Raw genomic sequence first — 11,359 nt, forward strand, 5'->3', positions numbered from 1 at the left:
AAAAAGCATTTTTCAGACGGGAATAAAAACGCCCGGCGCGGCCGGGCGTCTCAAACGGGTCAAGCAGTCGATCAGATGCGTTTGGCTTGCGCTACAGCGTTGCCGATGTAGTTGGCCGGGGTTAGTTGCTTGAGCTCGGCTTTCGCAGCGGCCGGCATGTCCAGGCCATCGATGAAAGTCTGCAGCGCTTCAGGGCTGATGCCCTTGCCGCGAGTCAGTTCTTTCAGCTTCTCGTACGGGTTTTCGATGTTGTAGCGGCGCATCACGGTCTGGATCGGCTCGGCCAGGACTTCCCAGCAAGCGTCCAGATCGGCAGCGATCTTGTCAGCGTTCAGCTCGAGCTTGCTGATGCCTTTGAGGCTCGCTTCGTACGCGATCACGCTGTGGGCGAAGCCGACGCCGAGGTTACGCAGAACGGTGGAGTCGGTCAGGTCGCGCTGCCAGCGGGAGATCGGCAGTTTGCTCGCCAGGTGCTGGAACAGTGCGTTGGCGATGCCCAGGTTGCCTTCGGAGTTTTCGAAGTCGATCGGGTTGACCTTGTGCGGCATGGTCGACGAACCGATTTCGCCGGCGATGGTGCGCTGCTTGAAGTAACCCAGGGAGATGTAGCCCCAGATGTCACGGTCGAAGTCGATCAGAATGGTGTTGAAGCGCGCAATGGCGTCGAACAGCTCGGCGATGTAGTCGTGCGGCTCGATCTGCGTGGTGTACGGGTTGAAGCCCAGACCCAGCTCGTCTTCGATGAAGGCGCGGGCGTTGGCTTCCCAGTCGATCTGCGGGTAGGCCGACAGGTGAGCGTTGTAGTTGCCGACAGCGCCGTTGATCTTGCCCAGCAGTGGAACGGCAGCGACCTGAGCGATCTGACGCTCCAGACGGTAAACCACGTTCGCCAGCTCTTTACCCAGGGTAGTCGGCGAAGCCGGCTGACCGTGGGTACGCGACAGCATTGGCACGTCGGCGAAGCGGATGGCCAGTTCGCGGATGGCGTTGGCAGTCTGGCGCATCAGCGGCAACATCACGTCGTCACGGCCTTCGCGCAGCATCAGGGCGTGGGACAGGTTGTTGATGTCCTCGCTGGTGCAGGCGAAGTGGATGAATTCGCTGACCTTGGCCAGCTCAGGCAGCTTGGCCGCTTGCTCTTTGAGCAGGTATTCGATCGCTTTTACGTCGTGGTTGGTGGTGCGCTCGATCTCTTTCACGCGCTCGGCGTGCTCCAGCGAGAAGTTCTCGGCCAGTTCATTCAGAACGGCGTTGGCTTCGGCGGAGAAGGCTGGCACTTCCGGGATGCCGGCGTGAGCGGCCAGGCGCTGGAGCCAGCGCACCTCAACCAGAACGCGGGCACGGATCAGACCGTACTCGCTGAAAATTGGGCGCAGGGCCTGGGTTTTGCCGGCGTAGCGGCCGTCAACAGGGGAAACCGCAGTGAGCGAAGAGAGCTGCATGGGGTGTTCTCGGACAGTCGGGCAACGAAATGGGGCGCGTATCATACATGAAAAAATCCGCCGGTCCGTCGCCAACTGACCGGCGTATTACGCGTTACAGACTACAAAGCTTTTATTGCGCGACGATTTACTCGCTGCGCATCAACGGATACAGCTCTTTGAGCAATTTGCGTCGGCTGACGACCAACTGCCAGCGGTGACCGCCGAGCTGGCGCCACAGGCGTGCCGAGCGAATGCCGGCGAGCAGCAGGGCACGGATCTTCGAGGCGTTGCTCGGCTGCTGCAGGTTGCGCATGTCACCGTGCACCTGAATGCGTTGGCGCAGCGTGCTCAGGGTGTCCTGATACAGCGCACCGCAGGCCGCGATCACGTTTTCGTGGGCCGGGCCGAAATGCTCGACCTGCGACTGGATCTGCGGCAAGCGCTTGCCGATCACGTCGAGCATGTCGTTGCGCTTGGCCAGTTGCCGCTCAAGGCCGAGCATCGACAGCGCATAACGCAGCGGCTCGCGCTGCAAGGTGCTCGGGTCGCGCTCGAGGGCGCCGATCAGCGCGCGGTAACCCTCGCGCAGATTGATGTCGTCGCCGCCGTAAACATCCAGGGTGTCTTTCGGGTCGCGAACCAGCAGGCTGCCGAGCATGCAGCTCAGGCCGGCCTCGTTGGTCTGGCCGGTCTTGGCGATCCGGTCGACCAGCACGGCGGCGAGAAACACGCCGCCCAGAGCGGTCAATTGCTCCTGAGTCGGGCTCATGCCTGGCCGCTCCACGGCTCGGCGACTTCGATCACGCCGCCACCGAGGCAGATTTCACCGTCATAAAACACTACCGACTGGCCCGGTGTGACCGCGCGTTGCGGCTCGTCGAACACGGCGCGATAGCCGGTCTCGGTTTTTTCCAGCGTGCAGGCCTGATCGCTCTGGCGATAACGAACCTTGGCGGTCAGGCGCAGCGGCTGGCTCAGGTCGATCGGGTTGACCCAATAGATTTCCGAAGCGAGCAGGGCGCTGGAGAACAGCCACGGATGGTTGTTGCCCTGACCGACAATCAGCTCGTTGGTGTCCAGATCCTTGCGCAGCACGTACCACGGCTCGTCGCCGGCGTCTTTCAGACCGCCGATGCCCAGGCCCTGGCGCTGACCGATGGTGTGGTACATCAAGCCGTGGTGACGGCCGATGACTTCACCTTCGGTGGTCTTTATCTCGCCCGGTTGCGCCGGCAGGTATTGCTTGAGGAAATCGCTGAAACGGCGCTCGCCGATGAAGCAGATCCCGGTGGAATCCTTCTTCTTGGCGGTGGCCAGCTCGTATTTCTCGGCAATCGCGCGGACTTCCGGCTTTTCCAGTTCGCCGACCGGGAACAGGGTCTTGGCGATCTGTTCGCCGCCGACAGCGTGCAGGAAGTAGCTCTGATCCTTGTTCGGGTCCAGGCCTTTGAGCAGCTCGGTGCGGCCATCGATGTCGCGGCGGCGCACGTAGTGACCGGTGGCGATCAGGTCGGCGCCGAGCATCATGGCGTAGTCGAGGAACGCCTTGAACTTGATCTCGCGGTTACACAGGATGTCCGGGTTCGGCGTGCGGCCGGCCTTGTATTCGGCCAGGAAGTGCTCGAACACGTTATCCCAGTACTCGGCGGCGAAGTTGGCGGTGTGCAGCTTGATACCGATCTTGTCGCACACGGCCTGGGCATCCGCCAGGTCGTCCATGGCGGTGCAGTATTCCGTTCCGTCGTCTTCTTCCCAGTTCTTCATGAACAGGCCTTCCACTTCATAGCCCTGCTCGATCAGCAGGAGAGCGGAAACGGAAGAGTCCACGCCGCCGGACATGCCGACAATGACGCGCTTCTTGGATGTGTCAGAAGGGGCTGGATCACGCATAGGGATTCAATGAGTGTCTTGAAAAAGGACGCGATTCTATCAGGCTCACGGCCTCAAGGCTAAAGGGAAGGGCGGATCAGTTCGAGGCCGAAGCGATTGCCGGCCAGATAATCGTCGATGCAGCGGATGATCAGCTCGCTGCGCCAGTGCTCGCGCTGCTTGATTAATTCCTCGCGGGTCAGCCACTTGGCGCCGACGATGCCGTCGTCCAGCTGGTAATCCGGGTGATGTTTCACGGCTTTGGCGCTGAAGCACACGCGCTGGTAGGTCACGCCGTTGCTCGGGGCGGTGTACAGATAAATGCCGACCACAGCAGTGGGCTCGACGTCCCAACCGGTTTCTTCGAGGGTTTCGCGCACGGCGGCTTCGATCAGGGTTTCGTCCGGATCCAGATGACCGGCGGGCTGATTGAGCACGTTACGCCCGGCCTTGTGTTCCTCGACCATCAGAAAACGACCGTTGTCCTCGACGATGGTGGCGACGGTGATGTGGGGGAGCCATTGCATAGATTGAATCTCCTGGGCGAAAGGCAGAAACACAAACCCCGGCGCATGGCCGGGGTTTGTGATGTTCCCTTTACAACCTTATACCAGCGCAGCGATGGCCGCGTTGAGGGTTGCGCTTGGGCGCATCGCCTTGCTGATCAGCTCGGCATTGGCGTGGTAGTAACCGCCGATGTCCACTGGCTTGCCTTGAACGGCGTTGAGCTCGGCGACGATGGTCGCTTCGTTCTCGGTCAGGGTCTTGGCCAGAGTCGCGAACTGCGCTTGCAGTGCAGCGTCTTCGGTCTGGGCGGCCAGGGCTTGTGCCCAGTACATTGCCAGGTAGAAGTGGCTGCCGCGGTTGTCGATATTGCCGACTTTGCGCGATGGCGACTTGTTGTTGTCAAGGAACTGGCCAGTGGCCTGGTCCAGAGTCTTGGACAGCACCAGCGCTTTCGGGTTGTTGTAGTTCACACCCAGGTGCTCGAGAGAAGCGGCCAGGGCCAGGAATTCACCCAGCGAATCCCAACGCAGGAAGTTCTCTTCGACCAGTTGCTGCACGTGCTTCGGAGCCGAACCGCCGGCGCCGGTTTCGAACAGGCCACCGCCGTTCATCAGCGGCACGATCGACAGCATCTTGGCGCTGGTGCCCAGTTCCATGATCGGGAACAGGTCGGTCAGGTAGTCGCGCAGTACGTTGCCGGTCACCGAAATGGTGTCCTTGCCTTCGCGGGTGCGCTGCAGGGTGTATTTCATGGCATCGACCGGCGCCATGATCTGGATGTCCAGACCGGCGGTGTCGTGATCCTTCAGGTAAGCCTGAACCTTTTCGATCACCACACCGTCGTGGGCGCGCATCGGGTCCAGCCAGAAAATGGCTGGAGTTGCGCTTGCACGAGCGCGGTTGACGGCCAGTTTGACCCAGTCCTGGATCGGCGCGTCTTTGGTCTGGCACATGCGGAAGATGTCGCCGGCTTCAACAGCCTGTTCCATCAGCAGGGTGCCTTTGCTGTCGGTCACGCGAACCACGCCGTCGGCCTTGATCTGGAAGGTCTTGTCGTGGGAGCCGTATTCTTCAGCCTTTTTAGCCATCAGGCCAACGTTTGGCACGCTGCCCATGGTGGTCGGATCGAAAGCGCCATTGGCTTTGCAATCTTCGATCACGGCCTGGTAGATGGTGGCGTAGCAGCGATCCGGGATCACAGCCTTGGTGTCGTGCAGCTGGCCGTCGGTGCCCCACATCTTGCCGGAGTCACGGATCATGGCCGGCATCGAGGCGTCGACGATAACGTCGCTCGGCACGTGCAGGTTGGTGATGCCTTTGTCGGAGTTGACCATCGCCAGCGACGGGCGAACGGCGTAGACCGCCTGCACGTCAGCTTCGATCTGGGCTTGCTGCTCGGCCGGCAGGGATTTGATGCGGGCGTACAGGTCGCCGATGCCGTTGTTCAGGTTGAAGCCGATTTCTGCCAGCACGTCGGCGTGCTTGGTCAGGGCGTCCTTGTAGAACTCGGCAACGATCTGGCCGAACATGATCGGGTCGGAGACCTTCATCATGGTGGCTTTCAGGTGAACCGACAGCAGCACGCCTTGTTGCTTGGCGCTGTCGATTTCAGCGGCGATGAACGCGCGCAGGGCCTTTTTGCTCATCACGGAGCAGTCAAGGATCTCGCCCGCCTGAACGGTGGTTTTTTCTTTCAGGACGGTGGCGGTGCCGTCTTTGGCGATCAGCTCGATCTTCACGGCGTCAGCGGCGTCGATCAGGGCAGCTTTTTCGCTGCCGTAGAAATCGCCGGTGCTCATGTGAGCGACGTGGGACTTGGAGTCCTTGGCCCAGGCGCCCATTTTGTGCGGGTGCTTGCGAGCGTAGTTCTTGACCGACAGCGGAGCGCGACGGTCGGAGTTGCCTTCGCGCAGAACCGGGTTCACGGCGCTGCCCTTGACCTTGTCGTAGCGCGCCTTGGCGTCTTTGTCGGCGTCGCTGGTCACGGTTTCCGGGTAGTCCGGCAGGTTGTAGCCCTGGGCTTGCAGTTCTTTGATCGCGGCTTGCAGTTGCGGAACCGAGGCGCTGATGTTCGGCAGCTTGATGATGTTGGCTTCAGGCGTAACGGCCAGGTCGCCCAGTTCGGCGAGGTGGTCGGCTACGGCTTTGTCGCCCAGTTGCTCGGGGAAGCTGGCCAGAATACGTGCTGCAAGAGAGATATCGCGGGTTTCCACGGCGATATCGGCCGAGGCGGTGTAAGCCTCGATGATCGGCAGCAGGGAATAGGTGGCGAGGGCTGGAGCTTCGTCGGTGAAGGTATAGATGATCTTCGAGCGGGTGGGCATATTCGGATTAACTCTCTCTTCTTTGCTAAAGCGTGCGCAGAAACTCGAGGGGCGCCGGGTAAGCGCGTTCGTTCAAAGTCATCCATGAACCGAATGTCGAGAATCTTCGCGGTGATGTTGGGTGCATCAGTAGAGCGTCAAGCAGTCGGACTGCGGTAACAACCCGACCAATCAGGCGGAAAGTCTCGTGCTAGAGAGGCCAGCCGTCGTGACCCTTTGGTCAGCGGGCGGCATTATACATAGGTAGCTGGCAATCTGCCGATGGTTCATATGCAACGATTCTCGTCCATTGGTCTAAAGGTCGCAGGGCGGGGTGGGGCGTAGAGTCGCCGTGAATGCTTGAGATTGGCGCTTTTCCCTTTGCTTTCAGGCTTGTACGAAACGAGATGTGGTCGCGCCCGGAACAGAGGGTTTGCGTGTTGATTCAACTGGGTTACGCTCGAACCAAGCCAGATGTTCAATCCAAACAATGGAGTTCAGCATGGGTTACAAGAAGATTCAGGTTCCAGCCGTCGGCGACAAAATCACCGTCAACGCAGACCATTCTCTCAATGTCCCTGATAACCCGATCATTCCCTTCATCGAAGGTGACGGCATTGGCGTCGACGTCAGCCCTGTGATGATCAAAGTGGTTGATGCTGCCGTAGAAAAAGCCTACGGGGGCAAGCGCAAGATTTCCTGGATGGAGGTTTATGCTGGCGAAAAAGCAACTCAGGTTTATGACCAGGACACCTGGCTGCCCCAGGAAACCCTGGACGCCGTTAAAGATTACGTCGTTTCCATCAAAGGCCCGCTGACCACTCCGGTCGGTGGCGGCATCCGTTCCCTCAACGTTGCCCTGCGCCAACAGCTCGATCTCTATGTCTGCCTGCGCCCTGTGGTGTGGTTCGAAGGCGTACCGAGCCCGGTGAAAAAGCCTGGCGACGTCGACATGGTGATCTTCCGCGAAAACTCCGAAGACATTTATGCCGGTATCGAATGGAAGGCCGGCTCCCCTGAGGCCACCAAGGTCATCAAGTTCCTGAAAGAAGAAATGGGCGTCACCAAGATCCGTTTCGACCAGGACTGCGGCATCGGCATCAAGCCGGTTTCGAAAGAAGGCACCAAGCGTCTGGTGCGCAAGGCTCTGCAATACGTGGTGGACAACGATCGCAAGTCGCTGACCATCGTGCACAAGGGCAACATCATGAAATTCACCGAAGGTGCCTTCAAGGACTGGGGCTACGAGGTGGCGAAGGAAGAATTCGGCGCCGAGCTGCTCGATGGCGGCCCATGGATGAAATTCAAGAACCCGAAAACCGGCCGTGAAGTCGTCGTCAAGGACGCCATCGCCGACGCCATGCTCCAGCAGATCCTGCTGCGTCCGGCCGAATACGATGTGATCGCCACCCTCAACCTCAACGGTGACTACCTGTCTGACGCCCTGGCGGCGGAAGTAGGCGGTATCGGTATCGCGCCGGGTGCCAACCTGTCCGACACCGTAGCCATGTTCGAGGCGACCCACGGCACCGCGCCGAAGTATGCCGGCAAGGACCAGGTCAACCCGGGTTCGGTGATTCTGTCGGCCGAGATGATGCTGCGCCACCTGGGCTGGACCGAGGCGGCTGACCTGATCATCAAGGGCACCAATGGCGCGATCAAGGCCAAGACCGTGACCTACGACTTCGAACGTCTGATGGAAGGCGCCACGCTGGTGTCTTCTTCGGGCTTCGGTGAAGCGCTGATCAAGCACATGTAAGAACGGCAGCTGCAACGAAACCGCCCGGCTCGAGTGATCGAGCCGGGCGGTTTGTTTTCTGGCAGGTGTTGGGTTGCTTCAGCTGGTCACTGACTGGTGCTGAGCGGGTGACGAGGCGGCATCTTTTGCGGCTTCGACATTCTGAATTTTTGTGGCATGCAGGCCTTTGGGCCCTTGCACGATCTCGAATTTGACGATTTGCCCGGCTTTGAGGGTTTTGTATCCGTCCATTTCAATGGCGGAATAGTGGGCAAAGAAATCGATCTCCTTGCCGTCCTCGTCCTTCCCCTCGCGGGAGTCGGTGTTTATGAAACCGAACCCCTTGGCATTGTTGAACCATTTCACCTTGCCGACAGCCATGCTCAAATCCCTCTGCAACAGTCTCCATCGCTGGAGTATCATCCAATTCATCCGCAGTCGAATCCGTTAAAAAGATTGACTCCGCGGATCTTTTTTCCCCACTGTGGGTTCTATTGGTTGTAACACCGTTTTCCCGATAGTCAAGGTGACCGGGCAGTCGGAGTTGAAAACGTGTCAAGCCGCCCCCACCACTGTATTTGCACAACTGACGAACCTTTCTTTCCATGCATGCAATCAGCCAGATTCGACTAACATTCAATCAGGATCGCCCGCTTCTCCAAAAGGATCTTCCACAGGAGCACGACGACGATTCGGCAGGCGTTGCTGTTCAGGAAGCAAAGCCTGCGTTACAGGCGCCGCCGATGTACAAGGTGGTTTTGTTTAATGATGACTACACACCGATGGATTTCGTCGTCGAAGTGCTCGAGGTGTTTTTTAACCTGAATCGCGAGCTGGCGACCAAGGTCATGCTGGCCGTCCACACAGAAGGGCGGGCAGTATGTGGAGTGTTTACCCGCGACATCGCCGAGACAAAGGCCATGCAGGTCAACCAGTACGCCAGGGAAAGCCAGCATCCGCTACTCTGTGAAATCGAGAAGGACGGTTAATCGCCGACCACTTGGGTATGAGGTGAAGCTATGTTAAACCGCGAGCTCGAAGTCACCCTCAATCTTGCCTTCAAGGAGGCACGTTCGAAGCGTCATGAATTCATGACCGTCGAACACCTGCTGCTGGCCCTATTGGACAATGAGGCTGCCGCCACCGTATTGCGTGCCTGCGGCGCAAACCTCGACAAACTCAAGCACGACCTGCAGGAGTTCATCGACTCCACCACGCCACTGATCCCCGTCCATGACGAGGATCGCGAAACCCAGCCAACCCTGGGCTTCCAGCGTGTGCTGCAACGTGCTGTCTTTCATGTGCAGAGCTCGGGCAAACGCGAAGTGACCGGCGCCAACGTGCTGGTTGCAATCTTCAGTGAGCAAGAGAGTCAGGCGGTGTTCCTGCTGAAACAGCAGAGCGTTGCACGCATTGATGTCGTCAACTATATCGCCCACGGCATTTCCAAAGTGCCGGGGCATGGCGATCACTCTGAAGGTGAACAAGATATGCAGGACGACGAGGGCGGTGAGTCTTCTTCTTCAGGCAATCCGCTGGACGCTTATGCCAGCAACCTCAACGAACTCGCACGCCAGGGCCGGATTGATCCGCTGGTCGGGCGTGAAACGGAAGTCGAGCGTGTCGCGCAGATTCTCGCGCGCCGTCGCAAAAACAACCCGCTGCTGGTAGGCGAGGCGGGCGTGGGTAAAACCGCGATTGCCGAAGGTCTGGCCAAGCGTATTGTCGACAACCAGGTGCCGGACCTGCTGGCCAACAGCGTCGTTTATTCCCTCGATCTGGGCGCTCTGCTCGCGGGCACCAAGTATCGCGGTGATTTCGAGAAGCGCTTCAAGGCGTTGCTCAACGAACTGAAAAAACGTCCGCAGGCGATCCTGTTCATCGACGAGATCCACACCATCATCGGTGCGGGTGCTGCGTCCGGTGGCGTGATGGATGCCTCGAACCTGCTCAAACCACTGCTGTCGTCTGGCGACATTCGCTGCATCGGCTCGACCACGTTCCAGGAATTCCGTGGCATCTTCGAAAAAGACCGTGCCCTGGCACGTCGCTTCCAGAAGGTCGATGTCGTCGAGCCGTCGGTGGAAGACACCATCGGTATCCTGCGCGGCCTGAAAGGGCGTTTCGAGCAGCATCACAACATCGAATACAGCGATGAGTCGCTGCGCGCCGCTGCGGAACTGGCTTCGCGCTACATCAATGACCGGCACATGCCGGACAAGGCCATTGACGTGATCGACGAGGCGGGCGCCTACCAGCGTCTGCAACCGGTCGAGAAGCGTGTGAAGCGCATCGAAGTGCCTGAGGTCGAGGACATCGTTGCGAAAATCGCGCGGATTCCGCCGAAGCACGTCACCAGCTCCGACAAGGAACTGCTGCGCAACCTTGAGCGTGACCTGAAGCTGACGGTGTTTGGTCAAGACGCGGCGATCGATTCGCTGTCGACTGCGATCAAGCTGTCCCGTGCCGGTCTCAAATCGCCTGACAAGCCTGTCGGTTCGTTCCTGTTCGCAGGACCGACCGGTGTTGGTAAAACCGAAGCCGCGCGTCAATTGGCCAAGGCGTTGGGGATCGAACTGGTTCGCTTCGACATGTCCGAGTACATGGAGCGCCACACCGTATCGCGTCTGATCGGTGCGCCTCCGGGTTATGTCGGTTTCGACCAGGGCGGTCTGTTGACCGAAGCGATCACCAAGCAGCCGCATTGCGTATTGCTGCTCGATGAAATCGAGAAGGCGCATCCGGAAGTCTTCAACCTGCTGCTGCAGGTGATGGACCACGGCACGCTGACCGACAACAACGGGCGCAAGGCGGACTTCCGCAACGTGATCGTGATCATGACCACCAACGCCGGTGCTGAAACGGCGGCGCGCGCTTCGATCGGTTTCACCCATCAGGACCACTCGTCCGATGCGATGGAAGTGATCAAGAAGAGCTTCACGCCGGAATTCCGCAACCGTCTGGATACCATCATTCAGTTTGGTCGCCTCAGTCATGAGGTTATCAAAAGCGTGGTGGACAAGTTCCTCACCGAGCTTCAGGCGCAACTGGAAGACAAGCGTGTGCTTCTGGAAGTTACCGATGCGGCGCGCAGCTGGCTGGCGGCCGGTGGTTACGATTCGGCCATGGGCGCTCGTCCGATGGCGCGTCTGATCCAGGACAAGATCAAGCGTCCGCTGGCGGAGGAGATTCTGTTTGGCGAGCTGGCCGAGCATGGCGGTGTGGTTCACATCGACATCAAGGATGGTGAGTTGACGTTTGACTTTGAGACCACCGCGGAAATGGCCTGATGGCTGGTAAGTGAAAAGGCGCCTTCGGGCGCCTTTTTATTGTCTGTTCGTTTGGTGTGAATATCCGTTGCTGCGGTAACGGCTTCTCAGGGTTCCGCCCTTACGGCGGGTCACTTTTGGCAAACGCCCCAAAAGTAACCAAAAGGTCTCCAACCCTGACGTACGGCCCCTCGCTGAGGCTCGGGGTTCCTTCGCTCCGGGATCGATCCGGGGGCATCGCCTACGGTT

At 59.3% G+C, this 11,359-nt stretch carries 9 protein-coding genes; 3 read left to right on the top strand and 6 right to left on the bottom strand.

Annotated features, from left to right (window positions below):
• Positions 1 to 71 precede the first annotated feature (71 nt).
• The 5 genes from purB to AC1Q9F_RS19605 form a co-directional block, all read right to left on the bottom strand.
• Positions 72 to 1,442, bottom strand: a complete 1,371-nt coding sequence (gene purB / locus AC1Q9F_RS19585) for an adenylosuccinate lyase (protein ID WP_039767413.1) — start codon at positions 1,440 to 1,442, stop codon at positions 72 to 74.
• Between the two features lie 127 nt (positions 1,443 to 1,569).
• On the bottom strand, positions 1,570 to 2,193 hold the full coding sequence (gene hflD / locus AC1Q9F_RS19590; RefSeq protein ID WP_039767411.1) for a high frequency lysogenization protein HflD: 624 nt from the start codon (positions 2,191 to 2,193) through the stop codon (positions 1,570 to 1,572).
• Positions 2,190 to 3,314, bottom strand: a complete 1,125-nt coding sequence (gene mnmA / locus AC1Q9F_RS19595) for a tRNA 2-thiouridine(34) synthase MnmA (protein ID WP_074688946.1) — start codon at positions 3,312 to 3,314, stop codon at positions 2,190 to 2,192. The genes hflD and mnmA overlap by 4 nt, the downstream gene beginning before the upstream one ends.
• A gap of 59 nt (positions 3,315 to 3,373) precedes the next feature.
• Positions 3,374 to 3,820, bottom strand: a complete 447-nt coding sequence (locus AC1Q9F_RS19600; protein ID WP_492620695.1) for an NUDIX hydrolase — start codon at positions 3,818 to 3,820, stop codon at positions 3,374 to 3,376.
• A 78-nt stretch (positions 3,821 to 3,898) separates the two neighbouring features.
• The gene (locus AC1Q9F_RS19605) at positions 3,899 to 6,124 is read right to left on the bottom strand and encodes an NADP-dependent isocitrate dehydrogenase (protein ID WP_085689990.1); all 2,226 of its coding nucleotides are present in this window, start codon (positions 6,122 to 6,124) and stop codon (positions 3,899 to 3,901) included.
• Between the two features lie 481 nt (positions 6,125 to 6,605).
• On the opposite strand from AC1Q9F_RS19605, the gene icd reads away from it, so the two are divergent.
• Complete coding sequence (icd, locus tag AC1Q9F_RS19610; protein ID WP_007951441.1) at positions 6,606 to 7,862, top strand: NADP-dependent isocitrate dehydrogenase; 1,257 nt, start codon at positions 6,606 to 6,608, stop codon at positions 7,860 to 7,862.
• 78 nt (positions 7,863 to 7,940) lie between these two features.
• On the opposite strand, the gene AC1Q9F_RS19615 is transcribed toward icd, so the two are convergent.
• Entirely contained in the window at positions 7,941 to 8,222 is a 282-nt protein-coding gene (locus tag AC1Q9F_RS19615; protein WP_207983227.1) for a cold shock domain-containing protein, read from the bottom strand.
• A 224-nt stretch (positions 8,223 to 8,446) separates the two neighbouring features.
• On the opposite strand from AC1Q9F_RS19615, the gene clpS reads away from it, so the two are divergent.
• A complete protein-coding gene (gene clpS / locus AC1Q9F_RS19620; RefSeq protein ID WP_011334948.1) occupies positions 8,447 to 8,830 on the top strand; it encodes an ATP-dependent Clp protease adapter ClpS in 384 nt (127 codons plus the stop codon).
• Positions 8,831 to 8,860: 30 nt separating this feature from the next.
• Complete coding sequence (gene clpA, locus AC1Q9F_RS19625; RefSeq protein WP_007951436.1) at positions 8,861 to 11,131, top strand: ATP-dependent Clp protease ATP-binding subunit ClpA; 2,271 nt, start codon at positions 8,861 to 8,863, stop codon at positions 11,129 to 11,131.
• The last annotated feature ends 228 nt before the right edge of the window (positions 11,132 to 11,359 follow it).

It is taken from the genome of Pseudomonas sp. GW823-FHT04A03, from assembly GCF_058796615.1.

Coding starts and splice junctions, on each gene's coding strand:
- purB (WP_039767413.1), bottom strand. CDS start 1,442: ATGCAGCTCTCTTCGCTCACTGCGGTTTCCCCTGTTGACGGCCGCTAC.
- hflD (WP_039767411.1), bottom strand. CDS start 2,193: ATGAGCCCGACTCAGGAGCAATTGACCGCTCTGGGCGGCGTGTTTCTC.
- mnmA (WP_074688946.1), bottom strand. CDS start 3,314: ATGCGTGATCCAGCCCCTTCTGACACATCCAAGAAGCGCGTCATTGTC.
- AC1Q9F_RS19600 (WP_492620695.1), bottom strand. CDS start 3,820: ATGCAATGGCTCCCCCACATCACCGTCGCCACCATCGTCGAGGACAAC.
- AC1Q9F_RS19605 (WP_085689990.1), bottom strand. CDS start 6,124: ATGCCCACCCGCTCGAAGATCATCTATACCTTCACCGACGAAGCTCCA.
- icd (WP_007951441.1), top strand. CDS start 6,606: ATGGGTTACAAGAAGATTCAGGTTCCAGCCGTCGGCGACAAAATCACC.
- AC1Q9F_RS19615 (WP_207983227.1), bottom strand. CDS start 8,222: ATGGCTGTCGGCAAGGTGAAATGGTTCAACAATGCCAAGGGGTTCGGT.
- clpS (WP_011334948.1), top strand. CDS start 8,447: ATGCATGCAATCAGCCAGATTCGACTAACATTCAATCAGGATCGCCCG.
- clpA (WP_007951436.1), top strand. CDS start 8,861: ATGTTAAACCGCGAGCTCGAAGTCACCCTCAATCTTGCCTTCAAGGAG.